The organism is Streptomyces sp. NPDC002276, assembly GCF_053891435.1.
In genome coordinates, this window is record NZ_JBSFCQ010000009.1 from 161,270 (window position 1) to 187,892 (window position 26,623).

Below are 26,623 nucleotides of genomic sequence, written 5' to 3' on the forward strand. Positions count from 1 at the left end.
CGGTCGCTCACCAATTCAGTTCGTTCGCGGTGGTCTCGGCGATCGCCGGGGAGCAGGTCATGCCGCGTCCGCCGGGGCCGGTGACCAACCACACGCCGTCGCGCACCTGTTGGCGGTGGACGACCCGGGCGGGGTCGGTGCACTGGGCGTACACACCGGCCCAGCGGCGGCGGATCTTCGGCAGCGGGCGGCCGAGGAGCGACTCGGCGACCTCGGCGAGGTGGTCGTAGGGGTCCTCGACGGTGTCGAAGGCGAAGGGGTGCTCGTACTCGTGGGTGTCGCCGATGGTCAGTCCGCCGTCGGCGCGCTGCACCATGAGGAGTTGCATGGCGTGCGCGGCCGCGGTGGGCGACTGCGGCTGGTGGGTGGTGAGTCGGTCGAGGGCGGGGCCTCGGTGGGCGGGGTAGTAGCGGAAGCTGTCCGCGTCGGCGACCGGGGTGGGGAGCGGTTCGCCGAGCGGGTCGGTCTGCATCATCTGCAACCGGACGCGCCGGACGGGGAGTTGGGGTCCCGCGAGTTCGCGGACGAGTCCGCCGAGCCAGGCGCCCGTGCACAGGATCACCGCGTCGGCGGGGTGCACGTCGCCGTGGTCGTCGCGTACCGCGTGTTCGCCGACGACCTCGCGGACCTCGCGGCCCGGCAGGAAGGTGTAGCGCGGGGACTTCGACAGCTCCGCGCGCAGGGCGAGTTGGGCGGTGCGGGGCTCCACGGCCGCGTCGCGCTCGCAGTACAGGGCGGCGGTGAAGTCGCCGCGCAGGGCGGGGTTGAGGGCGCGGGCCTCGGCGGGGGTGAGGAGCTTGTGGCCGCGGGCCGCGGAGTCCGCGCGGGCCACGGCGGCCTCGGCGACGGCGAGTTCACACGGGCCGCGCACCACGGTCAGCGAGCCGCTGGCCCGGAAGCCGAGGCCGGGGACGCGACGGCCGATCTCCTCCCACAACTCCCTTGCCCGCAGGGCGGTTTCGACTTCCTCGCCGCCCGCCCGGCCGCCCACCCAGATCAGTCCGAAGTTGCGCAGCGACGCGCCGCGCGCCTCCGTCTCGCGCTCGATCTGGACGACCTCGTGGCCGCGTTCCACTGCTTGCCAGGCGTGCGTGGTGCCGACCACGCCGCCTCCGACGACTATGACTCTCACACCCAGAGCGTGAACCAGCACGGGATGTTTGGGCTAGACCCGTTATTGATTCGTTAGCTTGGTGACGAAGGAGAAGCGGTCGCCCCGGTACAGGCCCCGGACCCGTTCCAGCGGCTGCCCCTCCGCGTCCCTCGACACGCGGTGGATCAGCAGCATCGGCAGGGCGGGCGGGGTGCCGATGAGCAGGGCCTCGCGCGGGGTGGCGAGCACGGTCTCGATGCGTTCGTCGGCGTCGCCGAAGCGGATGCCGCGGGCGTCGAGGTAGCCGTAGAAGGAGGAGCCGGGCTCGAAGTCCGTGTCCAGGTGCGGGAGTCGGGCGACGGGGACGTAGATGCTTTCGAGGCCGACCCGCTCGTCGTCGGCGAGCAGGACGCGCTCCAGGTGCCAGACGGGTTCGCCGCGGGTCAGTCCGGTCTCGGCGGCGAGCGCGTCGGGGCACGGGAAGCGGTCGAGGCCGACAAGGCTGCGGCCCGGGGTGCATCCCTGTCGTCGTACGCCCTCGGTGTAGCTGGCCAGGGACAGCGGCTGCTCCAGTTTGGGGCCCGCGACGACCGTGCCCCGGCCCTGTCTGCGCAGCCTGCCCTCCAGCAGGAGTTCGCGCAGCGCCTGGCGGACGGTCTCGCGGGCGACCTCGTACCGCTCGGTGAGGTCGCGCTCGGTGGGAATCACCGCGCCCTCCCCCAACTCGTCGACGAGCGCGGCGATTTGGGCCTTCACCGCGTAGTACTTGGGGATGCGGCCGTGCTCGGGGATGCCGTCGCGCACGGGGGCGCCGGGGGCCTGGTCGTTCGGGTAGTCCACGCGGAGATGGTCGCAGAGACGACGTCCCGCGCTTATCGGCGCCTCCGGGCCAGCAGCAGGGCGCCGGTGGTGACGAGGAGGACGGAGGTGGCGGCGAGGACGAGGTGGGCGGTGCCGATTCCGGTGCGGGCGAGTTCGTCGGTGAACGAGAGGTCCTCGGCGGGCGGGGTCGTAGCGGAGGGAGCCGTTGTGGCGGGGGTGGGTGTGCCGTCTCCCGGGGGTGCCGCTTCGACGTCGAAGCGGTAGTCGTTCGACTGGCCGACCCAGTCGCCGTCGTCGGCATGGCGTTGTACGACGGCCGCGTTGGCGGTGATCTCGTTCGGTCCGGTGTCCGGGGCGAGCGCGAGACGCACCTTGACCGTGAGGGTCCTGCCGGGGTCGACGGTGAAGCCCGGGAAGCCGTCGTCGAAGGCGCCGACGAGTTCGGCCTCGTCGGTCGGGGCGAAGCGGACGGGGTGGGGGCGCGGGCCGGTGCCGTCGTAGAAGTCGAGTCTGGGCTGGGCGGGCTTCAGGGCGCGCCGCTGGTCGACGAGGACGACGACCGGGTGGATCCCGGTGCAGCGGCGGGCGGTGGTGTTGGTGAGGTCGAGGTACCAGGTGCCGTAGCCGCCGCCGGCCGCATAGGTGTCGGGGCCGTCGTGGATGCGGGTGGTGAGGGGGAACGCGCGGGCGCCGGGGGCCGCGCAGCCGGGGGTGGGGTCGGCCGCGTGGGCCGGTGGGGCGGTGACGAGGAGGGGGGCGGCTGCGGCGAGGCAGAGGGACAGGGCTGTGCGCGATGGGGTGCGCAGTGGGGTGCGCAGTGGGGTGCACGGTCTCAGGGGCAGTCGCATAAGCACATGAGCGTGCCGGAGGCGGGGGCCGATGGAGGGTGACGCGGCCGGAGGGGTGACTCGAACGGGCGCGGATGTGTGCCTCGAACGGGCGCGGCGGGACACCTGCCCCGCGAAAGTGTCACAGTTCGCGTGGAAAGTGACACACTTTTTCAGAACACCTCCCCCACCCCCCGGCCTACCCGTCCGCCCGCCCGAACAGCGGTCCGAGCAGCAGCTGCGCCGCCCCCTCCGCGACACCCCGCGCTCCGCCGCAGGCGACCCGTACCGGTACGGCGGCCTCGCCCGCACCCTCGCGCCGGGCGCGCTCGTCGAGGACGGCGGCGACTCCGCGTACGAAGGGCTCCGGGTCGGCGGCGACGGTACGGCCGCCCAGCAGCACGAGGTCGATGTCGAGCAGCCCCACGAGGTTCGCGGCACCCGCGCCGAGCACTCGCGCCGCCTCCCCCACATCCCCGCGTTCTACGGCGGCCAGGCACAGGGCCTCGACGCAGCCCCGGTTCCCGCAGTCGCAGGGCGGCCCGTCCAGCTGGATGACCTGGTGCCCGAACTCCCCGGCCCCGGTGCGCGCCCCCCGGTGCACACCCCCGCCGATCACCAGCCCGGCGCCGAGCCCCGTACCGAGATGCAGATAGGCGAAGGCCCCGCCCTCCCCGCCGACGGCCAGCCCGAGCGCGGCGGCGTTCGTGTCCTTGTCGACGACGACCGGCACCCCGAGCCGGGCCGCGAGCGCGTCCCGCAGCGGAAACCCGTCCCACTCGGGAAATCCGGTGACGCGATGCAGCACCCCGTGGATGTGGTCGAGGGGACCGGGCAGGGCCACGCCCACGCCGAGCAACTGGCCCACGGCGGCGCCCACCACCCCCTCGACCTCCCGGGCCACCGCCTCCACGACCACCGCGGCACCCGCCCCCAGGTCCAGCGGAGCGCTCCGCTCCCCGACCACCGTCCCGGTGAGATCGACGAGGACGACCCGCAGTTCGTCCCGGTCCAGGTGCACACCGACCGCGTGGCCGGCCTCCGGGACCAGGCGCAGCACCGTGCGCGGTTTGCCGCCGGTGGAGGCGCGGCGCCCGGCCTCCGTGACCAGACCGGGCCCCCGCAGCCGGGCCGTGATCTTGCTGACGGCCTGGGGGGTGAGCCCGGTGCGCTCGGCGAGTTCGAGCCGGCTGATCCCGTCCGGTCCCGCGGTCCGCAGCAGGTCGAGCACCAGCGCGGTGTTGTGACTGCGGACGGCGAGCAGATTGGCACCCACCGCACCCGCCCCACTCGCCCCACCCGCCGTGGAAGATCCGGCTCCACTCCCGCTCCGCGCACTGTTCACTCCCCCATTGTCCCCACCACTTGCACTTTGGCAACAGCGTTGCGAAAGTGGAGGGCATGACTGGACGCACCACTCGCACACCCCTCCGCGTCGGCCTCGTCGGCTACGGCCTCGCGGGCTCCGTCTTCCACGCCCCGCTGATCGCCGCCACGGAGGGCCTCGCCCTCGACACGGTCGTCACCTCGAACCCGGAGCGGCAGGACCAGGCCCGCGCCGAGTTCCCCGACGTCCGCATCGCCGCGTCGCCGGACGAACTCCTGGACCGCGCCGACGAGTTGGACCTGATCGTCATCGCGTCGCCGAACAAGACGCATGTCGCGCTCGCGACCAGCGCCCTGAAGGCCGGCCTGCCGGTCGTCGTGGACAAGCCGATCGCCGGCACGGCGGCCGAGGCCCGCGAGCTGGCGGCCATCGCCGAGGAACACTCCCTCCTCCTCTCCGTCTTCCAGAACCGCCGCTGGGACAACGACTTCCTGACCCTGCGCAAGCTCCTGGCCGAGGGCGAACTGGGCGACGTATGGCGCTTCGAGTCCCGTTTCGAGCGCTGGCGCCCACAGCCCAAGGGCGGCTGGCGCGAGTCCGGCGACCCGGCAGAGATCGGAGGTCTCCTCTACGACCTCGGCAGCCATGTCGTCGACCAGGCGCTGACCCTCTTCGGGCCCGTGGCCTCCGTGTACGCCGAGTCGGACATCCGCAGGCCGGGCGCGGAGACGGACGACGACACGTTCATCGCGCTGACCCACGCGAACGGCGTCCGCTCGCACCTCTACGTCTCCGCGACCACCGCCCAACTCGGCCCGCGCTTCCGTGTGTTGGGCTCCAAGGCGGGCTACGTCAAGTACGGCCTCGACCCCCAGGAGGCGGACCTGCGGGACGGCAAGCGCCCGGGCGCGGTGGCCGGGTGGGGCGAGGAGCCCGAGTCCCTCTACGGCCGTATCGGCTCCGGCGAGTCCCCCCTCACCGGCGGTGGCCGCCCCGAGCCCACCCTCCCCGGTGACTACCCCGCGTACTACGCGGCCGTCGCCGCCGCCCTCCGCGACGGCGCCCCCAACCCGGTGACCGCCCTGGAGGCGGCCGCCGCCCTCGACGTACTGGAAGCCGCGCGCCGCAGCGCCCGCGACGGAGTGACGGTGACCCTGTGACCCAGAACAAGCCCGCGATCACCCAGCGGATCGCCCCCGAGATCACCCCGACGGTCGAGGAACTCGAAGCGCAGGAACGCCGGTTGGTGTTCCAACACTTCACCCACGACGACGCGTGGGCGCTCGGTTCTCTGCTCGTGGAACTCGCCCGCGAGAGCCAGGCCCCGGTCGCCGTCGACATCCGCCGCGCCGGCCAGCAGCTCTTCCACGCGGCGCTGCCGGGCTCGACCCCCGACAACGACGCGTGGATCGACCGCAAGCGCAGGGTGGTCGAGCGCTTCGGCGCCGCCTCCTACCTGGTCGGCACCCGCTTCCGCGCCAAGGGCAGCACCTTCGAGGACTCCTCCCGCCTCGACCCCGACGAGTACGCGGCCCACGGCGGCTCGTTCCCGATCAGGGTCGAGGGCGTCGGCGTCATCGGCACGGTGACGGTGAGCGGCCTGCCCCAACTACAGGACCACCGGTTCGTGGTGGCGGCCCTGGAGCAGTTCCTGGGCGAGTGACGGAATGAACCCGCGGCTCCCTCGGGTTGGGACTCTCCGACACGTCCGACACCGGAGGGAACGGAACCGATGAGCAGCACCCTGAAGGAAACGGTCGGCCGGTACGGCATCTGGAGCGTGGGTCTGCGCTCCGAAGAGCCGTCCCGGCGGGGCGAGTTGGCCGAGGCCACGGCCGAGCTGGAGCAACTCGGCTACGGCGCGGTCTGGTTGGGCGGCAGCAGCGCCGCCCGCAACGCCGTTCCGCTCATCGAGGCGACGTCACGGATCGTCTTCGGGACCAGCATCCAGAGCATCTGGCAGTACCCGGCGGCCGAGAGCGCGGCGAGCTTCGCCGAACTGGAGCGGACCCACCCGGGCCGCTTCCTGCTCGGCCTCGGGGTCGCCCACGCCAGGAACACGGCCGAGTACCGCCGCCCGTACTCGGCCATGGTCACCTATCTGGACGCCCTGGACACGGCAGGCGTACCCGCCGACCGCCGTCTCCTCGCCGCGCTCGGCCCGAGGACGATCGAGCTGGCCCGGGACCACGCGGCGGGCTCGATCCCCTACCTGATCACACCGGAGCACACGGCACGCTCCCGCGAGATCCTGGGCGAAACCCCGCTGCTGGCACCGGAGTTGAAGGTCGTCCTGGAGACGGACCCGACCCGCGCCCGCACCCTGGCCCGCGAGGCCCTCGCCCCCTACCTCGCGCTCCCCAACTACACCGACAACTTCCTGCGCACCGGCTTCGCCGAGGACGACATCACGGACGGCGGCAGCGACCGCCTGGTCGACGCGGTGTTCGCGTGGGGCGAGGAGACCCGGATCCGGTCCCGGATCGACGAGTTCCTCGCGGCGGGCGCGGACCACGTGGCACTACAGGTGGTGGACGGCGGCTCACACGAGTCCCTCCCCCGCGAGGCATGGCGCACCCTCGCTTCTCTGCTGGCCTGAACCGGGGGTCACCCCCCGACTACCCCCAGCTTCCCCAACTCCTGCCACAGCACCGGGGTCAGTGCCTCCGCGTAGGTCTCCGCCATGTGGCTCTCGTCGCGGTAGACGAAGATGTCGCCGACCGCCACGGGGCAGCGGCCCGACGTGGGGCAGAGCCAGGGCTTGGGGTCGATCACCGTGGCGCCGGCGCTGAGGGCGCCCTGGCGGTTGGCCTCGCGGAGGGTGCGGTTCTTGGTCGCGTCGCGCTGGTCCTGCTCGCACTTCTCCAGCCGCAGCGGATGGGCCGACGCGCATTCGACGGGGTCGCCCTGCGGCCAGGGGGTGTCGAGCAGGACGGCCACATGGTCCGCGGCTCGGGTCAGGCGGTCGTAGACGCGTGCGTAGCCCGCCGTCCACTCGGCCGACGGGTCCTTCATCGGCTTGAACGGCGCGGCCACCTCGGAGGAGGAGGCCACGACCAGCATCGGGTGCAGGTCGGCGATCCGCGCCAGCGCGTCCTTCCGCCAGGTGTCGCACGAGGTGTACGGGCCATGGTTGTTGACGATCGTGATGTCGGCCGTCTTGCAGGACGACTTCGTCAACGACACGAGTTTCCAGCCGTATCGGCGGCTCAGCTTCTCCAGCGCCGGGAACCACTGGGCGGCATGGGAGTCGCCGTAGAGGACTACGACCTTGGTGGACGAAGGGTCGCCGTAGACGCAGGCGGGTGAGCGGGTGACAACGTAGTTGAGGTGGCAGCTGTCGAGGTATACGGCGGAGCGCTTCGCCTTGATGGCGGTGAGTTCCGGTGACAGGTTGCCCGGCAGCGCGGTCTCGGCGCCGGCGAGGAGGTCGGCGAGCCGGGCCTGGGGGTCCGGTGCCTTCGTCAGGGTCTCGGCCAGCCCGGGCACGCGGGCGGTGGAGCCGATCGCCGGCGGGAAGGACGCCGAGACGACGGCGACGGACACGACCGTCGCGGACAGACCGAGACCCAACCCCACGGCCACCGTGGGTCGTTGACGCAGCGCGCCGCTGAACCGGATCGGGTTCTCCACCAGGCGCAGACTCACCCAGGCCAGCACCAGGGCCACCGCGCACAGCGCGAGGTTCGTCCGGGGCCCGGCCGCCCGTTCCAGGGCCATGGGGCCGATCACCAGCAGCGGCCAGTGCCAGAGGTACCAGCCGTAGGAGAGGTCACCCAGCCGGGCCATGGGGCGCACCCCGACCAGCCGGGACGCGGCGGACGGGGCGGTGCCGCCGCGGCCGCCCGCTATCACCAGGGCGGCGCCGAGCACGGGCAGCAGCGCGAAATGGCCGGGGAACGGGGTGTCGGCGTCGTACAGCGTCGCCGCCGCGGCGATGCCGGCCAGCCCCAACCAGACACCGGCGGCGGCCAGTTGGCGCGGGAGACGGTCAAGTGACCCGGCGGCGAAGGCCAGCAGGGCTCCGACGCCCAGCTCCCACAGCCGCGCCTGCGGACCGAAGTACGCCCAGGACGGCGAGACTTCGGTCGCCCGGACACCCAGGACGTACGACACCGCGCACAACGCGCCGAGCGGCAGCACCCGCAGCCACGGGCGCCGGATCACCTTCCAGCTGACGAGCAGGAGTACGGGCCACAGGAGGTAGAACTGCTCCTCCACGGACAGCGACCACAGGTGCTGGAAGGGCGACGGCGAGCTGCCTTCCTTGAGGTAGTCGGTGCCCGACCGCGCGAGGTCGACGTTCACGAAGTACAGCGCGCCCGCCGTCGCGTCGTGCATGAACTCGGCGTAGCGGATCTTCGAGGCGAAGAGCCGGCAGCCCACGATGGCGGCCAGCGACACCAGGGTCGCCAGCGGGAGGATGCGCACGGCACGGCGGGCGTAGAAGCGGCGCAGGGAGAGCGAACCGGAGCGCTCGGTCTCGCGCAACAGGCCCGAGGTGATGAGGAATCCGGAGATCACGAAGAAGACGTCGACCCCGACATAGCCGCCGGCGACGTGCCGGACTCCGGAGTGCGCCAGCACGACGAGCGTGACGGCGAGGCCGCGCAGCCCTTGTATGTCGGGCCGCAGCGGTGGCCGCGCCACAGGGGCGGGCCGGGGGTCCGGTGCCGTGTCGCGCGCCGGACCGGCGGCCGTCGTCGGGGTGTACGTCATACCTGGAACTGTCCTACAGGCGAAGGGCGTTCCGGTGATTCACATCACAATGGTTCCCCGTTGTTCGTCAGGCGTCCTTCAACTCCTGCCGCTGCCGCCCGAGTCCGGAGATCTCCAGCTCCACGACGTCCCCGGCGCGCAGGAACGGCTTCGGCTCGGGCTGCCCGAGAGCGACCCCCGCCGGCGTACCGGTGTTGATGACGTCACCGGGGTACAGGGTCATGAACTGGCTTACGTAGCGCACCACTTCGGCGACCGGGAAGATCTGCTCGGCGGTCGTCCCGTCCTGCTTCAGCTCCCCGTTGACCCACAGCTTCAGCGAGAGCGCCTGCGGATCCGGCACCTCGTCGGACGTCACCAGCCACGGGCCCAGCGGGTTGAACGTCTCGCAGTTCTTCCCCTTGTCCCAGGTCCCGCCCCGCTCGATCTGGAACTCCCGCTCGGACACGTCGTGCGCGACCGCGTACCCCGCGACATGCGCGAGCGCCTCCTCGTGGGAGTCCAGGTAGCGGGCCGTACGGCCGATGACGACGGCGAGTTCGACCTCCCAGTCGGTCTTCACCGACCTGCGCGGGACGAGCACGGTGTCGTAGGGCCCGACGACCGTGTCCGCCGCCTTGAAGAAGACGACCGGCTCGGCGGGCGGCTCGGCGCCGGTCTCGCGGGCGTGGTCGTGGTAGTTCAGCCCGATGCACACGACCTTGCCGATCCGCGCCAGCGGCGGCCCGACCCGCAGCCCGTCGGCGTCCAGTGCGGGCAGCGAGCCCGCGTCGGCCGCCGCGCGGATCCGGCCGAGCGCGGCACTGTCGGCGAGCAGCGGTCCGTCGATGTCCGGGACGATGCCGGACAGGTCCCGCAGGACCCCGTCGGCGTCGAGCAGCGCGGGCCGCTCCGCCCCCGCCGTACCGACTCGCAGCAGCTTCATCTTCACCATCTCCATCGATCGTGCGGGCCGTCGACCGATGGGTGCAGCCATCGGATGACTGGTCGATCCTCCGATGGCAAGGTCCAGTCCGCAATACCCGGTTCACGGACTGGACCGGCACCGCGCCGCTCAGCTGTACAGCAGGGCCCGCTCGACCGCGCTCCAGGCCGCGCTGGTCACCACGTACAGGGCGACGGCGAGCGGCACCACGGCCACGGTGACGAGGGTGAAGAAGGACATGAACGGCAGCACCCGGCCGACGGCACCCGCGTCGACGACGGTCCGCCGGGCACGGACGTAGCCGAAGCCGGCGACCACGGCGACGACGAGGAACAGACCGACGTACACGAGCCCCGCCGGCCCGAACACCCCGCCCCCGGCGAGCGCGTCGGCCCACCGTCCGCCGAGCGGCGCGGCGAACAGGCGGTGGGAGAGCAGTTCGCCCCCGCCGGAGAACAGCCGGTACAGCAGGAAGAACGCCGGGAGTTGGAGCAGGGTCGGCAGCAGCCCGGACAGCGGTGACACCTTGGCGTCGGCGTGCAACTCCAGTACGGCCTCCCGCAGTTTCTCGGGCCGCTTCGCGTACCGCTTCCGCAACTCGGCGACCTGCGGCTGGAGTTGGGCCCGCGCCCGCTGTCCGCGCGCCGCGGCCCGGGAGAGGGGATGGACGAGGAGTCGTACGAGCGCGGTGAACAGGACGATCGCGGCGGCGACCGCGGACGGGCCGAACAACGGGTGGAGCAGGTCGGCGAGTTGGCCGACGACATGGGTGAGAACGGACATGGGTGAGCCCTCCGTGGGTCTCGTCGTGCCGGAGTGGGGCATGGCGATGCGACGACCCGCGCGGGAACGCGTTACGCGGTGGTCGTCCGGAGGGTGGTGCCGGGTGCTCTGGGGCGGGGGCGGCCCGAGGCGTCGGGGTCGCGCTGGGGCAGGAACGCCGTACGGCGGGCCCGGTCGCGGATGGCCGTACGGACCCGGGTGGGCGGTACGGCGGGCGCGCTGCGCGCGGTGAGGAGGGCGCAGACGGCGAGGGCGGTGCCGGTCGCGGCGAGCGCGACGGCGGCCGGGAGGCTCCCGGTGTCGGCCAGCACCAGCGGGAGCAGCAGCACGAGGAGCAGCACGGCGGCGCGATCGCGGACCATCACCATCGGCTACCCCCTCCCCCAACTGCCGTTCTCGTACCGTCCGTTATACCCGTCCGTTATACCTGATCGGACTCGAACGGCTGGAGCAGTCGGCGCGGCTTGAGGAGGGCGCGGCTGATGTGGTCCGCCGGGTTCGGGTCGAGTCCGGGGCCCGGGTCCACGAGGACGTCGGGGACGGGGACGACGACCGCGCAGCGCGGGCACTCGCCGTACAGGCCGAGTTCGGTGCCGCAGTCGGCGTGCCGGAAGTAGCGCAGCTGGGGTTCGTCGAACTGCTCGCGCCCCCAGCGGCCGAGCGAGCGCAGCGTCGGCCACAGGGCGAGCGCGCGGTCCGTGGGGACGTACTCGTCGCGCGGCGGCGACTCCTGGTAGCGGCGCTTTTCGAGGATGCCCTCGGCGGTGAGCGCCTGGAGGCGGGCGGCGAGGACCGCGCGCGGGATGCCGAGGTGGACGAGGAAGTCGTTGTAGCGCCGGACGCCGTAGAGGGCGTCGCGGATGACGAGCAGCGTCCAGCGCTCGCCGACCACCTCCAGTGCCCGGGCGATCGAGCACTCCTGCGTCGCGTAGTCCTTGCCCAGTGCCATGCCGACCACCTTAGCCATTTTCCGACTCAAGGTTCAATGAACGAACCGACAGTGCTACGGTACTCCCCATGACTAGGTTCAGTGAACGAACCCTCTCCCGGGTCTCCGCTCCGGTTTCCGAAAAGCCCGAGGTCACCGAGGACGGCACGCCCCGCCCCCGCGCCACCCTCGCCCTGACCAGCGCGGCCACCGCCGTAGCACTGATGACGTACACCGCGCCCATGGTCACGCTCCCCGACATCGCCGCCGCCCTGCACACCCCCCTCTCCGCCCAGGCCTGGCTGCTGAACGGCACCCCGCTCGGCCTCGCCGCGCTGCTCCTGGTCGCCGGCAGCCTCGCCGACGACTACGGCCGCCGCCGGATCTTCCTCGCCGGCACCTTCGCGCTCGGCATCACCACCGCGCTCTCCGCGCTCACCTCCTCGACCCTGCTGTTCACCCTGACCCGCATCGCACAGGGCGCCTCCAGCGCGGCACTGCTGGCCAGCGGCCTGGGCCTGATCGTGCACGCCTTCCCGACCCCGCGCGGCCGACTGCACGCGACCGGCGTGTGGGGCGCGTTCGTCAGCGGCGGCATAGCGGTCGGCCCACTGGTGACCGGCGCGATGCCCGACTGGCGCCTCGCCTACGTCGTCCTCGGCGCCGCCGCGCTCGTCGTGGCCGCCCTGGGCGTCCGTTGGTTGTCCGAGTCCCGCGCGCCCCGAGGCGGCCGCCCCGACCTGGCCGGAGCGGTCACCTTCGGCCTGGCCCTGGTCGCCCTCGTCGCCGCACTCACCCTCGGCCGCGACGGCTGGCTGCGCGCCCCGGTGGGCCTGCTCCTACTGGCCGCCGTACTGCTCGTCGGCGTCTTCGCCCTCGTCGAACGCCGGGGTGCGACCCCGATGATCGACCTGAGCCTGCTGCGCCACCGCCCCTTCCTCGCCTCCTCGGCGGGCGGCCTGTTCACGGGCTTCGCGGTGATCGGCCTGTTCAGCTTCCTGCCGACGCTGCTCCAGCAGACGCTGGGCCTGTCCGCGATCGACACGGCCTGGCTGTTCCTCCTCTGGTCGGGCCTGTCCTTCACGGTCGCCCTCCAGGCCCGCCGCCTCGCCGGCCGCGTCTCCTCACGCCACCAACTCGCCCTGGGATTCCTGCTCCACGCGGCCGGCGTCCTGACCATGCTCGGCGCCCTCGACTCCGGTTCCTGGACCCGGTTGCTGCCGGGCCTGGTGATCGCCGGGGTGGGCAGCGGCCTGCTCAACGCCGCGCTGCCGCTGCTGTCCGTGGAGTCCGTACCGGCCGCCCGCGCCGCGATGGGCTCGGGCGCGCAGCAGACGTTCCGCTACATCGGCTCCTGCGCGGGCGTCGCGCTGACGATCGCGATCGCCACGTCGGCGGGCAGCGGTCTCGCCCGCGGCGCGGACATCGCGATGGTGGTCTCGGCGGCACTCGCGGTACTGGCGGCGGGGAGTGTGGTGGGGCTGCGGGAGCGGGCGCAGGCACAGGCGCAGGCCTGACCGGCCCCCGCTCCTTCCTCAGAGCCGCTCCCCTTCTCCTCAGGGCCGCTCCCCTCTCCTCAGGGCCGCTCCCCCGGCTTGTCCACGACGCCCCACGCGGCCCGGGCCGTGATCATCGCGTCGGGATCCGTGCCGGGCGCGGGCGAGGCCGACGCGTACGAGCCCTGGGCGTCCTTGGCCCACTGGGGAATCTCGACCGGCGGGGCGTGCCTGGCCTCCCCCAGGAAGACATACGTCCTCGGGTCGAAGAACAGTTCCTGCTTGCCCTGCCAGCCCGAGACGGTGGCCTTGGTGTACGTCACGGTCACCCCGATCGCCGCCCGCCCGAGGGGGTCCTCGATGCCCTTCTCCACGCGGGCCCCGGGAATCCTCGCGAGCGCCCGGAACAGTCCAGCCTGCGCGTTCGGCGGGATCAGCACGGAACGGTAGAGGACGTCGATCTCCCGCCAGTCGCGCTGTGCCGTGGTCTCGCCCTTGATGTCACCGAGGGCGTGCTCCTTGCGAATGGCGGCCATCATCGGGCCGGGATCGCTCGGGAGAGTCGCCAGGAAACGGTAGAACTGGCGCTGGGACCGGTCATCGTACCCCTCCCTCTTCCACTTCTCCTCCTGGTTGGGGAAGTACCGGACCTGGACCTTGTTCGGGTCGAAGTCCGACGTGTCCCCCACGCCCGGAACGCCGGGCAGTTGAGCGGCGCCCGTGCCGTCCCAGCGGGTCCACTGCTCGATGCTCCCGGGCTTTCCCAGGTCGAAGGAGGTGGTCTTCTCGTAGACCCACTGCTTCGGGCCGGGCTCGGTCGCGCCGAGCTTCTCCACGGTGGCGGCGGCCAGTTCGAGGGTGTCGGCGGAGGCCTGCGCGGAGAGCAGCCGACGGCCGGCGGGGGTAGTGGTGGTGGCGCGGGCGGTGCCCGCGGCGTCGTCGTCGGAGAGGGCCGCCACGACCCCGCCCGTGACGACGAGCCCCGTGGCCGCCGCGGCGGTCATCAGGACGAACCTGCGGCGAGGCAGCGAGACCGGGACGGGCCGCTCGGCTACGGCCGTCTCGCCCGCCTCCTGCCGGAACGCCTCGGTGAGCAGGGCCCGTTGGGGCGCGAGACGGTCACTGTCGGGCAGCGGCACGTCCGCGCGCAGGGGGATGTCGATGCGCAGGGGGATGTCGACACGCGGAACACGTGCGCCGGCGGGCTCGTTCATGCGGGATCACCTTCCGGGACGTGCGGATCGAGTGGGCTGTACGGGGCTGTCGTCGCGCGGAGTTTCCGGCGGGCCCGGTTGAGCCGGGAGCGGACGGTGCCGACCGGGATGTCGAGGGCCTCGGCGATCTCCTGATAGGTGAAGTCGGCCCAGGCGAACAGCAGTAGCGCGTGCCGGTCCCCCTCCGAGAGCGCGGCCAGCGCCTTGGCCAGCGGCCGGGAGGCGGCCTGCGCGGTGACCCGGTCGTCGGCGGAGTCGGTCCAGGTCTCGGCCACCGGGTCGTGACCGGTACGGGCCAGCAGCTTCAGCGCCCTGACCTCCTCACGGCGGTGCCGGCTGATCAGCTTGGCCGCGATGCCGTGCAGCCAGGGGCGGACACCGGCCCGCCCGCTGTCGTAACGGGACCTGATCCGGAAGGCCGTCAGAAAGGTCTCGGCGGTGACGTCGTCGGCCGCGTCCCGGCCGAGGCGCCGGGCGACGTACTGGTGGATGGTGGGCGCGTGCCGGTCGAACAGCACGGCGAAACGCTCGGGTTCGTCGAGCGAGGCGGCGACGAGCACGGCGTCGGCCGGCGCGGCGTCCGCCTGTCTGGGGTCACTTCTCGGGTCACTTCTTGGAGAGGAACGGCACAGTGAATCGGAATCGGTCATGGACGGTCCGTGTCGTCGGAGGAAAGGGACGGCGTTCACCCAGTACTTGCCGACTGACCGGAATCGGGTTCACGGACCCCCAGTGTCACGGACCCCCGGTGTCACGTGCGCGGTCGCGTGGACGTGAGCGTGCCCCACACCGCCATCCGGTACCTGGACGTGAACTCCGGGGTGCAGGTGGTGAGGGTGATGTAGTGGCCGGGCGCGCTGTATCCGTAGGACGGCTTGACGGTCGAGCGCGGGATCGGCCGGATGACGCCGGAGTCGGCGGCGGAGGTCCGCGGCAGGATCTTGTCGACCGTGTAGGTGTAGATGGCCGTGCCGGTCTCGACCTGGACGGTGTCCTTGAGCCGCAGCCGCGGAAGATACCGGAAGGGTTCGCCGTGGGTGTTGCGATGCCCGGCGAGCGCGAAGTTCCCTTCCTGGCCCGGCTGTTGGGTGCCCGGGTAGTGGCCGACGTACCCCTTGTTGAGCACGTTCCGCTTGCTGACGCCTTCCGCGATCGGGGCGCGGAGGTGGAGGCGGGGGATGGTGAGGACGGCGTACGCCTGGGAGCGGCGAGGGGTGGTCGTGGATCCGCCGGATCCGGATCCGGTGGCGGTGGTGCCGGTGGTCCGGTTCGGTGAACTGCCGTCGCCGGCGCCCGTGTTGGCCGGTGTCGATGGCGATGACGATGATGGCGATGTCGACGTCTGATTCCCCCATTGCCGTTCCAGCGCCTGCACTTGGCGCTCCGCGCCTTGGCGGGCCTCCCGGTTGGTCCACCACAGTTGCTGGACGACGAGAAGCAGAAGAACCACCCCGGCGGTGACGAGCAACTCGCCGCCGGTCCACAGGGCGCGTCGGCGCAGCGCACGGCGTCGACGGTGGTGCTGCTGCACGACGGGGACCCGCATGGGCGGCACGATAAGGGCCGGTACCCGAACTCACCAGACGCATGGCCCCGGTTACCTGAAAGGGCACCCGTTCGATCCTTCGTACACGGGTTTTAGAAAGGGGTGTCACAACCCTCGACAACCCCACGCACCACACCCGATGCTTCCTGGTGGTACGAGCCGGGGGGATGGCCGACGCCGGTGGGACGACCGGCGGTTGAGCGAATCGGGAGAAGAAATGATCCGACGCAGAACCCTGCTGGCCGCGGCGGGTGGTGGCCTCCTCGGCACCGCCCTGGCGACCGGTACCGCACGGGCCGACGCGACGATCGCGGTCAACCCGTCGACGACGTACGGCACTTGGGAAGGCTGGGGCACCTCGCTCGCCTGGTGGGCGAACGTCTTCGGCGCCCGGGACGACTTCGCCGACATCTTCTTCACCACCAAGTCGACGACGTACAACGGGACATCACTCCCGGGCCTGGGCCTGAACATCGCCCGCTACAACCTCGGCGCGTGCAGCTCGAACACGGTGAACGGCGAGTCGATGGTCGCCTCCGCCAACATCCCCGCGTTCAAGCAGATCGAGGGCTACTGGCAGGACTGGAACAACGAGGACCCCACGTCCTCGGCATGGAAGTGGACGGCGGACGCGACCCAGCGCGCGATGCTGGTGAAGGCGACGGCACGCGGCGCGACCACCGAACTCTTCGCCAACTCCCCCATGTGGTGGATGTGTCTGAACCACAACCCGTCGGGCGCCGCGGGCGGCGGCAACAACCTCCAGTCCTGGAACTACCGCCAGCACGCCTCGCACTTGGCGGCCGTGGCCCTGTACGCGAAGAACAACTGGGGCGTGAACTTCGCGACGGTCGAGGCCTTCAACGAGCCCTCGTCGAGCTGGTGGACGGCGACCGGCACACAGGAGGGCTGCCACATGGACTCGACGGTCCAGGCGGCCGTACTCCCGTACGTGCGCAGCGAGTTGGACAGTCGCGGCCTGACGAGCACGAAGATCTCGGCCTCCGACGAGACGAGCTACGACCTGGCACGCACGACCTGGAGCGCCTTCTCCTCCACGACGAAGGGCTACGTCAACCGCGTCAACGTCCACGGCTACCAGGGCTCGGGCGGCCGTAGAGACCTCCTGTACACGGACGTGGTGACGACGTCGGGCAAGGCCCTGTGGAACTCGGAGACGGGCGACAGCGACGCCACCGGCCTCACGATGGCGAGCAACCTGCTCTACGACTTCCGCTGGCTGCACCCCACGGCGTGGACGTACTGGCAGGTCATGGACCCGTCGTCCGGTTGGGCGATGATCGCGTACGACCAGAGCACGCTCACGGCCGGCGCGGTGCAGACGAAGTACTACGTGATGGCCCAGTTCAGCCGCCACATCCGCCCCGGCATGACGATCCTGGACACGGGCGTGAGCTACGCGGCGGCGGGCTACGACGCGTCGGCGAAGCGGTTGGTGATAGTGGCGGCGAACACAGGCTCGTCCTCCACGACTCTCACCTTCGACCTCTCCAAGTTCACGACGGTGGCGGGAGGTTCGAGCGGCCTGGTCCCGCGCTGGAACACGGTGACGGGCGGCGGGGGCGACTTGTACACCTCCCACTCGGACACCTACGTCAGCGGCAAGACGGTGAGCGCGACGTTCGCGGCCGGGGCGGTGCAGACCTTGCAGATCGACGGAGTGGTGATCTGACCGCGCAACCCGAACCCCGTTACGACGGCGGCCAGTTGGGCCTGCTGGCACTGGCGCTCGGCGGTTTCGGAATCGGCTTGACCGAGTTCGTGATCGCCGGGCTGCTGCCGCAGGTCAGCCGCAGCCTGAACGTGTCGACGGCTGCGGCGGGTTGGCTGATCTCCGGCTACGCGCTGACGGTGGCGGTGGGCGCGATAGGAGTGACGGCGACGACGGCAGGACTCCCTCGAAAACCGGTCCTGGTAGGCCTGGTGGCCCTCTTCGTGGCGGGCAATTTGCTGTGCGCGATCGCGCCCGACTACCCGACCATGCTCCTGGGCCGCGTGGTGGCCGCCCTCTGCCACGGCACGTTCTTCGGCATCGGCTCCCTGGTCGCCCGCCGCCTGGTCCCACCGGAACGGGCCTCCCGAGCGGTCGCGATGATGTTCGCCGGCCTGACGGTGGCGAACGTCCTGGGCGTCCCGTTCGGCGCCCTCGTCGGCGAACGCTGGGGCTGGCGCGCGACGTTCTGGGCGATCACGGGGACGGGGACGGTCGCGCTGGTGGCAATCGCGGTCCTCGTGCCCGGCTGGGCGGGACGGGTGAGTGAAGGAACAGGCGGCCTGAGGACCCAACTCCGCTCCTTCCGCTCGACCCAGGTATGGCTGACCCTGACGGCCACGGCCCTCGGCTACGGCGGCATGTTCGGCGCGTTCAGCTACCTCGCGTACACGTTCACCGAGGTCACGGGCTTCTCCACGACGGACGTCGCCTGGCTCCTGGTGGTCTACGGCACGGGCCTGGTCGTAGGCAACATCGCGGGCGGCCGGGGCGCGGACCACAACCGCGACGCGACGCTGCTCGCCTCGCTGATCGGCCTGACGGCAACACTGACGGCCTTCGGCCTGCTGGCGAACAGCCGCCCGGCGTCAGTGATCCTGGTCTTCCTGCTGGGCGTCTTCGGCTTCGCGACGGTCCCCGGGATGATCACGAGGGTGACGGACGCGGCGGGCGGCGTACCGCTGGCGGCCAGCGCGAACGTCTCCGCGTCGAACGTGGGCAACGCGGTGGGGGCGTGGCTGGGGGGTGTCGTGATCAGCGCGGGGTGGGGGTACACGGCGCCGTTGTTCGTAGGGGCGGGGATTGTGGGGGCGGGGGTGGGGGTCATGGGCTGGGCGGCGTGGACGGCGGGGTCGGCGGGGTCGGCGGGGTCGGCAGGGGCCACGGCGTCGGCGTCGGCAGAGGACGCGGTGACGGTGACGCAGCGGTCGTAGTGGTCGCGGGGGTCATGGCGATCGTGACGGTCATGGCGGTCGTAAACCTGCCGGAAGCCCGGAAGCCACCCGTCGTTCCCAACGACCCGGCCTCCCCACGTCCGTCTCACACATGCCCACGTCTCTCTCGCTGGCCGACCTGCGGATATCTCTCCCCTTGCCTCCATCTGTGTCGGCATCGGCAGTACCGTGTCGTTCATGCGCCCCGACACTCCCGCCGAGAACGTCGACCACTCCGCCGAAGCGGCCCGCCTGGAGCGGACGGCCGCCCGCTACCCCGAGGACGCCGAGGCCCTGCTCCTCCAGGCCGCGGCCCACCTGGAACTGGCCGGCGACCGCCCCGCCGCCACCACGCTCTACGACCGCCTGCTGTCGTCGCCGGACGACCTGGAAACCCCCCACCTGGTACGAGCCCTCAAGGCCTCGAACCTCTGGGAATACGGCCACGAGGCCGAGGCCAGGGCGATCATCGACGGCGTACGGGCAGCGTCCCCGCGCGACGCCGCGCCCTGGGTGATCGTCGCGGAGTCCCTGGAGTCCCACGACGAGTTGGAGGCGGCGCAGGAGACGTTCACGGAGGGGGTGACGTTGTTGCTGACCGATGTCCCTGAACCCCCGTACTCCACCCACCCGTTGCTGTTCGGCCGCCACCGCGTCCGGCGGATGCTGGGCGTGTCCCACGACGAGTGGGACACGCTGGCGGACACGTTGCACTCGTCGTCCGTGTCGCTGGACGAGCTGCACGACCCGAAGCGGGTGTGGTCGCTGGGCTCGGACAACCCCGCGGAACTTGAGGCCGAGATCTCGCGGCTACGGGCGGAGTTGGGGGCGTTCCGGGAGGCGTTGTCCCGCCCGTTCCCGGTGGCCGTACTCCATTGGCCGGAGGGGGAGTTGGCGGAACTGGTGGGGTCGTACGCCTCACTGTCCGTGGAGTACCCCTCGCACGAGGAGCACCTGGCGACGATAGAGGGCTCACTGCGTGAACTGGCCGCCTCGGGCACCCCGAACCTCGGCATCGTGACGGGGACGGTGCCTTCTTACGAGGCGTTCGCGGCATCGGAGGGCGCCTCGCCGGGGGACGCCGACTTGCTGCCGCAGTACGCGACGACACTGGCGGCAAGGGGACGGGCTGTGGTCTGGCCTCCGCAGCGGGGGGCCAGCTGTTGGTGTGGGTCGGGACGGGCTTATGGGGAGTGTCACGGGGGCTGAGGAGCGATGGGGGGGCGGCTGGACAACACACGCCCGCTGCCCGGAAGTTGATGGGGTACCGGCGGCGATTTATCGATCGCCGGTTAGCCCCCAAGAAATGGCTGTTGGCGAACCTGCCCACCCTCCATCAGGAGCGCGCCAGACAGAAGCTATGCCGTGGTCCTCTAGATACTCCGAGTACTGGCCTATGTCTTCAGTAAAGAGGGCTACGAGGTGCGGCTTCGGCTCGTCGCGCTGCTCATACCAGTAGTAGCTGTACTCAAGAAGCTGTCCAACGGCTTCCCGAACGGCCTGTGTGGCATTCCCCTTCTTCACAGTCTTGCCCTCGATCAACCACTCGGGCTGACGGCCTTCGGCGGAGCGGCGCAGAACCAGGTCTCTTGGATACATGCGGCGCGTAATTGGGGTATATCCACACGTCACGACGTGGAGGCCAAAATCGCGGATGAGCTCTTCGTGCAGACGCTCCCTGCGGTGCGTGCCCCCAGTTACCTGCACGTAGTAGTCGCTGCTGTCGTTGGGGTGGAAGCCATCTAGGGGGTCGGCAACCGGGACGTGCTCTTCAGGCACGTACTCGAAGGGCTCGTCCGGTGCCGGCGCCTGGAGCCAGATCCGTTGGCTGGCAGCGGCGTCTCGAAGGAGCAAGGAAGCTGTGTGGAGATCCTCTTTGAGGACCTCTTCGGCAGGCAGTTGGGCAATCTCGTAGCGCTTCGCCACGATGCTCCCGGCCTCGTAGGCGCGAGGCCGCTCCGCCTTCGTCCCGAAAGCTGGCGCATGTGTCCACCTCGCGGCCAGTTGCGGTTGCATTCCTGCTCGAAGGTGCTTGGCGCGCCGCTTCAACTCGCGCCGTAGATCACCCTGCTTGGGGTACTCCTTGGACAGGTTCGTGACGCCCTGTTGCAGTGTGAGCGTGACGGACGCAAGGCTCGCATCAAAGATGTAGGCGAGGTACAGCCCCTCCTGGGGCTCGGTGTTGATCGCCTTGTCGAACACCCCGATCCACGGTGTGCTGCTTGCGGATCCTTGCCCGCCATGCCCTGACGCAATGAACCCATGAGGCAGGGGGAGATCAGTCCTCTCCTTCACTTCTCGGAGGAGGACTTGTGCTGGTACGTCTTTGGACGTGCCGTCTTGGGGGTCGTAGGTCTCTGCGATGCGTATGAGCAGGTCGTGTAGCGGCACGCATGAAACGTACCCGGAATCGATCAGACGCGCTTCTCAATATGCCCACTCATGGCGCCGGCGCGATCACTATTGATCGAATCTGAGTGCTGTCAGTGTCGCCTGGTAGAACGTGTGCATCGTCTCAGCCATCCGTTCAGCCGGGGGAACACGCCTATGTCTCAGCGCCACAGCGATGCGTCTGCACCATCCGCTGGGCTGTATGAGCAGCTCATCACCCTGCGCTTTGAACAACAGTTGACGGAACTCGCCAACCTCGGGTGGCACCCCGTCAGCGACCAGGTGGGGCCGGAGTCCATGCCTCACGTCCTAGCTCGGCATGTTTCGGGGACCGTACGACGCGTACTGCAGAACCTTCCTGCCGAAGAACGGGTACACGCGGCGAACCACATCCTGGAGTCCATCAGCACCCTAGAAGGCGCCCAAGAGTGGGTAGACCTCGTAGCTGATGGCCCCCGTCAACTCCTCGCGTTGACGCGGCAAGAGGCACCCGGTGTCTTCGCCGTACGTCCTGGCATCCCCCTCTCCGACACCGCCCTCATCACCAACTCTCCGGAGGACCCGAGCCTCGGCTTCGAACTGCGTGCCGAGCTCGCCACCGCCGACCATGTCGACCTGCTCTGCGCCTTCGTGAAATGGCACGGGCTGCGCATCATCGAACAGTCCCTGCAAGCAGCCCACAAACGTGACGTGCCGATACGAGTCATCACGACGACCTACATCGGCGCCACCGAGCGGCGTGCACTGGACCGGCTGGTGCGGGAATTCAACGCCGAGGTCAAGGTCAACTACGAGACGCGATCGACGCGCCTGCACGCGAAGGCATGGCTGTTCCGTCGCACGAGCGGCTACGACACCGCTTACGTCGGCAGTTCCAACCTGTCCAAGGCCGCGCTTCTCGACGGCCTGGAGTGGAACGTCCGGCTGTCTTCGATCGCCACGCCAGACGTCTTGCGTAAGTTCGAGGCGACCTTCGAGGCGTACTGGAACGACCTGTCCTTCGAAACGTACGACCCCGACGCAGACGGGGAGCGACTCCAGGAAGCCTTGGCCATCGCAGGCGGCACTTCTTCAACGGCTGCGGCAGACCGCAGGATCACGCTGTCCGGCCTTGAGGTGCGCCCGTACCCGCATCAACGCGACATGCTGGAGCGGCTAAATGTCGAGCGGTCGGTGCATGACGTACACCGGAATCTTCTGGTCGCGGCAACAGGTACCGGCAAGACAGTGATGGCCGCACTCGACTACAAGCAACTCCGGAAGAAGTACGGCCGTGACTTGCGTCTGCTGTTCGTGGCGCACCGCAAGGAGATCTTGCAGCAATCTCTACGAACGTACCAAGACGTTTTGATGGACGCGAACTTCGGGGAGTCGCTGCACAGCGGTGAGATCCCGGAACGTTGGACTCACGTGTTCGCCAGCGTCCAGTCGCTCAACGCACGAGCGCTCGACCACTTGCCCCGTGATCACTTCGACGTGATCGTGATCGACGAGTTCCACCACGGGACTTCACCGACGTACCGGAAAATCCTTGACCACTTCCAGCCAGTTGAGTTGCTCGGGCTCACCGCGACGCCTGAGCGCATGGACGGCAAGAACATCCAGGACGAGTTCTTCGACGGCCGGATCGCTGCCGAGATGCGGCTGTGGGAGGCGCTAGAGAATGAACTCCTCAGCCCTTTCCACTACTTCGGTATCAGTGACACCACCGATCTGAGCACGGTGGAGTGGAAGCGCGGAGCGTATGACGCAAGCGCCTTGAGTAACGTACTGACCGGGAACACGGCACGAGCACGACTCGTCGTGAAGGCCGTCAGAGACAAGGTCACCGACCCTGGGACTATGCGGGCGCTGGGTTTCTGCGTCTCGGTTGCGCACGCGCACTTCATGGCCGAGGCCTTCCGAACGGCCGGCCTCAATGCCGTAGCACTGTCCGGGGGATCATCTGCCGAAGAGCGTGCGCGGGCACTGGCAGACCTCAGGTCAGGGGCGCTGCAAGTGATCTTCTCGGTGGACCTCTTCAACGAGGGGCTCGACATCCCTGACGTGGATACGTTGCTCCTCCTGCGCCCCACCTCCAGCGCCACCGTCTTCCTTCAGCAACTCGGCCGAGGCCTGCGCCGCACCGAGGACAAGGCCGTGCTCACGGTGCTGGACTTCATTGGGCAGCACCGCAAGGAGTTCCGCTTCGAAAACCAGTTCCGGGCGCTCACCAACCTCACCCGCAAGCGGCTCCTGGACAACATCGAGCACGGCTTCCCGCAACTGCCGTCCGGCTGCCAGATCATCCTTGAGGAGAAGGCGAAGAACACCATCATCGCCAACATCAAGGATCAGATCGGCGTCAACGTCACGGCACTGGCGCGCGAGGTCGCCGACTATGCCGAGCGGAAGCTCAGCCGGTATCTGCACGAAAGCGGTCGCGAGCTGAAAGAGCTCTACCGAGGCAGCGGCAACTCTTGGACCGGATTGCTGCGCCGCTCCGGCCTGCTTCAAGGTGAGCCGCCGGAAGGTGAAGCCAACCTTCTCAAGCGCGCATCCGCCTTTCTCCACGTGGACGACCCGTTGCGGGTAACCGCATACACGCGGATGCTGGCGGACGACGCTCCCGCCTACGGCGACCTCGACGAGCAAGGGCAGGCCTATGCCCGCATGCTCTTCTTCCAGCTGTGGCCGCTAGGTGGCGTCACTCGCAAGGGCTTCGCAGACTACGACGCTGGATTCACAACTCTGCGCGAGCAGTGGGCAGTTCGCAGTGAGTTGCGCCAGGTTCTGGCGTACAACCTTGCGCACACAGAGCACGTCCCGATCCCGCTTCTGGGCATTGGCGGGCAGAACGGCGTTCCGCTGACCGTGCATGCCTCGTACAGCCGCGAAGAGATCCTCCCTGCCCTTGGCCAGTCCTACATCGGCGGCTTCATGCCGGGCGACTTCCGCGAGGGAGTGAAGTGGTGTGAGTCAATCAAGACAGACGCACTCCTCATCACTCTGGAGAAGGACGAGAAGGACTTCTCTCCCCAAACCCGGTACCACGACTACGCGTTGAGCGAGACTCTCTTCCACTGGGAGTCCCAGAATCAGACGTCGGCGACCTCTCCCACAGGTCTGCGTTACCGCAATCATGTAGCCGAAGGCAGCCACGTCCTGCTCTTTGTGCGCCGCTACAAAAGCACGGACATTGGGAGCGCCCAACCGTGGATGCTGCTCGGCCCTGCCGAGTTCGACGGCGCTACAGGGAGCAAGCCAATGGCGATCAAGTGGAAGCTCAAGCACGCGCTACCGGCGGAAGTCTGGACGTACTCGGCGATTGCCGCTGGGTGATGTGGTCTTCAAACCGGAGTGACGCGGCCCTTTGACGACCCAGAGGGGACCACCCCCGCAAAAGTGTGACGCTTGAGCACCAAGCGTCACACTTCCCAGCCGCACCACCTGACACCGAGGATCTCCGCACACCATCCAACCTCGAAGACCCGTTAGTCGCCCACGAGACCGAGGTCCGCCTCGAAACGCATCTGTGCCCAATCCAGAACATCCTCCGGGTCATGACCGTGCGCCCGAAGCCAGTGCAGGAGATCAGAGATGACATCGATCGCCGCGGCCTCCGTTACCACTGCTCTCAACCGGCTTACTCGATGGTCACCGCAGTGCCCGTGAGACACGTTCAGATCCGTGCCGAACTCACACCACGTCACCTTCCGATCAGCCAGAAGCTGAACGCCCCAACGGTCAGTGGTGGCTGTCACGAGAGCCATACCCCGTCCCGTTTCAGCATCGTCCGTTGCGTCGACGAGCATCGGTAGGGCGCGGGTGTCAGGGGCGTGGACTTCGATGCGCAGACGGGTGCCATTCATAGAGACGGCGAGAGCGGCCGGGGTACCTGCACCCACGTGAGTGATCACGTTGGAGATGAGCTCACTGACGCAGAGCTGGTGCGCATCGACATCGTGCGCCCCCGGCGCGCGCTGTCTTGCCGTCGGACTCGCACAGGCAGCACGATCTGACAGATCGACATGAAGGGCTGGAAGCATGCCAGTTGGACCCACCACACGCAGGCGCCAGCTGTGCGCCGAACTGCGCCGACTCCGCGAAACCAAGGGCTTGACCCTGGAGGAGGCAGGAGCCCGCGTCGGCATCTCAAAGGCAACGCTGAGCCGCTATGAGACGAAGGAGGGGACGGTCAAGTGGCCGGCCGTTGACGCCCTTTGTCGCGAATACGGGGCCAACGACGCAGAACGCCTCGCTCTCGTCGAGCTGGCCAAGGGTGCCAAAATCCAAGGCTGGTGGCGGTCACTCGCCGACCCCATCCCCGAGTCCATGAACCTCATGCTCACGCTTGAGGACGAGGTCGTACGCGAAGACCACTACGCGTGCGTCTACATCCCCGGATTGCTCCAGACTCGCGCTTACGCCGAGGCAGTTCATCGAGCGTCGGAGGTGGAGTGTCCTGAGCGCGAAGTGCAGCACATGGTCGACATCCGCATGAAGCGCCAGGAACTCCTAGATCGAGAGGAACCGCCCCGCATCTGGTGCGTGATCGACGAGGCAGCACTCCGCCGCCAGGTCGGCGGTCGCCAGGTCATGCGAGAACAACTCGGCCATCTACGTGCCTTGACTGAGCGGCCTCACGTCACCATCCAAGTACTCGCATTCTCAACAGGCGCACATGCAGCGGCTGTTGGGAGCTTTGCCATCCTCCGGGGGCCGGCTCCAGAACTGGACGTAGTGTACGTGGACCTACTCAGCGGCGGCCTGTTCATGGAGAAGCCACAAGAACTGAGGCGTTATAGGTTGGCATTCGAGTACCTCAGCGCACAGGCGCTCGATCTTGAGTCCTCGACGGACATCATCCACCGCATAAGCAAGGAGTCCTAATGTCGGCGCCCTCAACGCACCAGTGGTTCAAGTCTTCTTACAGCGGGGGCAGCGGGACGGAGTGCGTTGAGTGTGCCTGCACTACGGATGGAGCCCTGATACGCGACTCGAAGAACCAGAGGGGTCCCTCGTTCGCCGTCCACAGACAGGCTTGGCTCGCGTTTACCCAGGCGTTGCGGGTCGGCGCGGCGATGGTGCAACACTGACGGACCCGGCGTCAGGGACGCCGTCCCCACTGCCCACGATGAACAACGTCTTCCAAGCCCCGCCGCCGCTCCGCGATACGCCCACTCTGCTCGGGAACATCCTCAGCCCGGTACCCGACGGTGATCCCGCCGATCGGGTCGTACTCGTCCGGCACCCCGAACTCCGCCCGGAACGGCTGTAGATGCTCCGGCATGATGCCGAAGAAGCAGGCATCGAGTCCTTCGTCGACCGCGGCCAGGAGCATCAGTAGGGCGGCCATTCCGGTGTCGATGTGCCAGTACGGCGCGGGCCAGCGGGCCTCGGCGCGGTCCTCCCAGCCCTTGTCGGGTTCGGCGTATCGCTCCAGGTACGCCGCCTTGTGGGCCAGGGGTACGACAACCAGCGGGGCGTACTGCATGGTCGGGGTGTTCTGTACGCCGACATCCGCCCGGCGCTGTCGGGGGTGCGCAAGTTCGGTATCCGCGTCGTCATCGCCGACAACCAGAGGCGTCGGGCACCTCCGCCCCACCACTGCTACGGTCGCGTCC

25 protein-coding genes are annotated in these 26,623 nt (G+C 69.4%); 10 read left to right on the plus strand and 15 right to left on the minus strand.

The window, feature by feature from the left end:
- Positions 1-7 precede the first annotated feature (7 nt).
- From ACWIHT_RS23755 to ACWIHT_RS23770, 4 genes are all read right to left on the minus strand, one after another.
- Positions 8-1,132 (minus strand): TIGR03364 family FAD-dependent oxidoreductase, encoded by a 1,125-nt coding sequence (locus ACWIHT_RS23755; protein ID WP_456170211.1) that lies wholly within the window; start codon positions 1,130-1,132, stop codon positions 8-10.
- A 42-nt stretch (positions 1,133-1,174) separates the two neighbouring features.
- Positions 1,175-1,933: a GntR family transcriptional regulator gene (locus ACWIHT_RS23760; protein WP_456170212.1), complete on the minus strand. Its 759-nt coding sequence runs from the start codon at positions 1,931-1,933 to the stop codon at positions 1,175-1,177.
- Positions 1,934-1,965: 32 nt separating this feature from the next.
- Positions 1,966-2,763 (minus strand): hypothetical protein, encoded by a 798-nt coding sequence (locus ACWIHT_RS23765; RefSeq protein WP_456170213.1) that lies wholly within the window; start codon positions 2,761-2,763, stop codon positions 1,966-1,968.
- A 178-nt stretch (positions 2,764-2,941) separates the two neighbouring features.
- Positions 2,942-4,018: an ROK family transcriptional regulator gene (locus tag ACWIHT_RS23770; RefSeq protein WP_456170215.1), complete on the minus strand. Its 1,077-nt coding sequence runs from the start codon at positions 4,016-4,018 to the stop codon at positions 2,942-2,944.
- Positions 4,019-4,143: 125 nt separating this feature from the next.
- Here ACWIHT_RS23770 and ACWIHT_RS23775 point away from each other — a divergent pair, with 125 nt between their 5' ends.
- The 3 genes from ACWIHT_RS23775 (at position 4,144) to ACWIHT_RS23785 (ending at position 6,668) form a co-directional block, all read left to right on the plus strand.
- Positions 4,144-5,229: a Gfo/Idh/MocA family protein gene (locus ACWIHT_RS23775; RefSeq protein ID WP_456170216.1), complete on the plus strand. Its 1,086-nt coding sequence runs from the start codon at positions 4,144-4,146 to the stop codon at positions 5,227-5,229.
- Entirely contained in the window at positions 5,226-5,732 is a 507-nt protein-coding gene (locus tag ACWIHT_RS23780; RefSeq protein WP_456170217.1) for a heme-degrading domain-containing protein, read from the plus strand. Before ACWIHT_RS23775 ends, ACWIHT_RS23780 begins: the two co-directional genes overlap by 4 nt.
- A gap of 69 nt (positions 5,733-5,801) precedes the next feature.
- Entirely contained in the window at positions 5,802-6,668 is an 867-nt protein-coding gene (locus tag ACWIHT_RS23785; protein ID WP_456170218.1) for an LLM class F420-dependent oxidoreductase, read from the plus strand.
- 8 nt (positions 6,669-6,676) lie between these two features.
- On the opposite strand, the gene ACWIHT_RS23790 is transcribed toward ACWIHT_RS23785, so the two are convergent.
- The 5 genes from ACWIHT_RS23790 to ACWIHT_RS23810 all read right to left on the minus strand — a co-directional run bounded on the left by ACWIHT_RS23790 (position 6,677) and on the right by ACWIHT_RS23810 (position 11,445).
- Positions 6,677-8,788: an acyltransferase family protein gene (locus tag ACWIHT_RS23790; protein WP_456170219.1), complete on the minus strand. Its 2,112-nt coding sequence runs from the start codon at positions 8,786-8,788 to the stop codon at positions 6,677-6,679.
- A gap of 67 nt (positions 8,789-8,855) precedes the next feature.
- Positions 8,856-9,713 (minus strand): fumarylacetoacetate hydrolase family protein, encoded by an 858-nt coding sequence (locus ACWIHT_RS23795; protein ID WP_456170220.1) that lies wholly within the window; start codon positions 9,711-9,713, stop codon positions 8,856-8,858.
- 129 nt (positions 9,714-9,842) lie between these two features.
- Positions 9,843-10,496, minus strand: a complete 654-nt coding sequence (locus ACWIHT_RS23800; protein ID WP_456170221.1) for a YidC/Oxa1 family membrane protein insertase — start codon at positions 10,494-10,496, stop codon at positions 9,843-9,845.
- A gap of 71 nt (positions 10,497-10,567) precedes the next feature.
- The gene (locus tag ACWIHT_RS23805) at positions 10,568-10,858 is read right to left on the minus strand and encodes a DUF6412 domain-containing protein (protein WP_456170383.1); all 291 of its coding nucleotides are present in this window, start codon (positions 10,856-10,858) and stop codon (positions 10,568-10,570) included.
- A gap of 59 nt (positions 10,859-10,917) precedes the next feature.
- Positions 10,918-11,445 (minus strand): winged helix-turn-helix transcriptional regulator, encoded by a 528-nt coding sequence (locus ACWIHT_RS23810; protein WP_456170222.1) that lies wholly within the window; start codon positions 11,443-11,445, stop codon positions 10,918-10,920.
- A 68-nt stretch (positions 11,446-11,513) separates the two neighbouring features.
- Here ACWIHT_RS23810 and ACWIHT_RS23815 point away from each other — a divergent pair, with 68 nt between their 5' ends.
- Entirely contained in the window at positions 11,514-12,941 is a 1,428-nt protein-coding gene (locus tag ACWIHT_RS23815) for an MFS transporter (RefSeq protein ID WP_456170223.1), read from the plus strand.
- 59 nt (positions 12,942-13,000) lie between these two features.
- On the opposite strand, the gene ACWIHT_RS23820 is transcribed toward ACWIHT_RS23815, so the two are convergent.
- The 3 genes from ACWIHT_RS23820 to ACWIHT_RS23830 form a co-directional block, all read right to left on the minus strand.
- Positions 13,001-14,134, minus strand: coding sequence for a CU044_5270 family protein (locus tag ACWIHT_RS23820; protein WP_456170225.1), 1,134 nt, complete (start codon positions 14,132-14,134; stop codon positions 13,001-13,003).
- Positions 14,131-14,784, minus strand: coding sequence for an RNA polymerase sigma factor (locus tag ACWIHT_RS23825; protein WP_456170226.1), 654 nt, complete (start codon positions 14,782-14,784; stop codon positions 14,131-14,133). The genes ACWIHT_RS23820 and ACWIHT_RS23825 overlap by 4 nt, the downstream gene beginning before the upstream one ends.
- A gap of 101 nt (positions 14,785-14,885) precedes the next feature.
- A complete protein-coding gene (locus ACWIHT_RS23830; RefSeq protein ID WP_456170227.1) occupies positions 14,886-15,680 on the minus strand; it encodes a class E sortase in 795 nt (264 codons plus the stop codon).
- Between the two features lie 217 nt (positions 15,681-15,897).
- Here ACWIHT_RS23830 and ACWIHT_RS23835 point away from each other — a divergent pair, with 217 nt between their 5' ends.
- The 3 genes from ACWIHT_RS23835 to ACWIHT_RS23845 all read left to right on the plus strand — a co-directional run bounded on the left by ACWIHT_RS23835 (position 15,898) and on the right by ACWIHT_RS23845 (position 19,835).
- Positions 15,898-17,373 carry a beta-1,6-galactanase gene (locus ACWIHT_RS23835; RefSeq protein WP_456170229.1) on the plus strand — a complete coding sequence of 492 codons (1,476 nt, stop codon included), beginning with the start codon at positions 15,898-15,900 and terminating at the stop codon, positions 17,371-17,373.
- 35 nt (positions 17,374-17,408) lie between these two features.
- On the plus strand, positions 17,409-18,626 hold the full coding sequence (locus ACWIHT_RS23840; protein ID WP_456170230.1) for an MFS transporter: 1,218 nt from the start codon (positions 17,409-17,411) through the stop codon (positions 18,624-18,626).
- 198 nt (positions 18,627-18,824) lie between these two features.
- On the plus strand, positions 18,825-19,835 hold the full coding sequence (locus ACWIHT_RS23845) for an SEC-C domain-containing protein (RefSeq protein ID WP_456170231.1): 1,011 nt from the start codon (positions 18,825-18,827) through the stop codon (positions 19,833-19,835).
- Positions 19,836-19,904: 69 nt separating this feature from the next.
- Here the strand turns inward: ACWIHT_RS23845 and ACWIHT_RS23850 are convergent, their stop codons facing one another.
- The gene (locus ACWIHT_RS23850; protein WP_456170232.1) at positions 19,905-21,017 is read right to left on the minus strand and encodes an MrcB family domain-containing protein; all 1,113 of its coding nucleotides are present in this window, start codon (positions 21,015-21,017) and stop codon (positions 19,905-19,907) included.
- Positions 21,018-21,173: 156 nt separating this feature from the next.
- Here ACWIHT_RS23850 and ACWIHT_RS23855 point away from each other — a divergent pair, with 156 nt between their 5' ends.
- Positions 21,174-24,338 (plus strand): DUF3427 domain-containing protein, encoded by a 3,165-nt coding sequence (locus ACWIHT_RS23855; protein ID WP_456170233.1) that lies wholly within the window; start codon positions 21,174-21,176, stop codon positions 24,336-24,338.
- A 152-nt stretch (positions 24,339-24,490) separates the two neighbouring features.
- Here ACWIHT_RS23855 and ACWIHT_RS23860 read toward each other — a convergent pair whose 3' ends face one another.
- Entirely contained in the window at positions 24,491-25,045 is a 555-nt protein-coding gene (locus tag ACWIHT_RS23860; protein WP_456170234.1) for an ATP-binding protein, read from the minus strand.
- Between ACWIHT_RS23860 and ACWIHT_RS23865 the strand changes: the two genes are divergently transcribed.
- Positions 25,044-25,889, plus strand: a complete 846-nt coding sequence (locus tag ACWIHT_RS23865) for a helix-turn-helix domain-containing protein (RefSeq protein ID WP_456170235.1) — start codon at positions 25,044-25,046, stop codon at positions 25,887-25,889. The genes ACWIHT_RS23860 and ACWIHT_RS23865 overlap by 2 nt on opposite strands.
- Complete coding sequence (locus ACWIHT_RS23870; RefSeq protein ID WP_456170236.1) at positions 25,889-26,095, plus strand: DUF397 domain-containing protein; 207 nt, start codon at positions 25,889-25,891, stop codon at positions 26,093-26,095. Before ACWIHT_RS23865 ends, ACWIHT_RS23870 begins: the two co-directional genes overlap by 1 nt.
- An 11-nt stretch (positions 26,096-26,106) precedes the next feature.
- On the opposite strand, the gene ACWIHT_RS23875 is transcribed toward ACWIHT_RS23870, so the two are convergent.
- Positions 26,107-26,493 carry a nitroreductase family protein gene (locus ACWIHT_RS23875; protein WP_456170237.1) on the minus strand — a complete coding sequence of 129 codons (387 nt, stop codon included), beginning with the start codon at positions 26,491-26,493 and terminating at the stop codon, positions 26,107-26,109.
- Positions 26,494-26,623 lie beyond the last annotated feature (130 nt).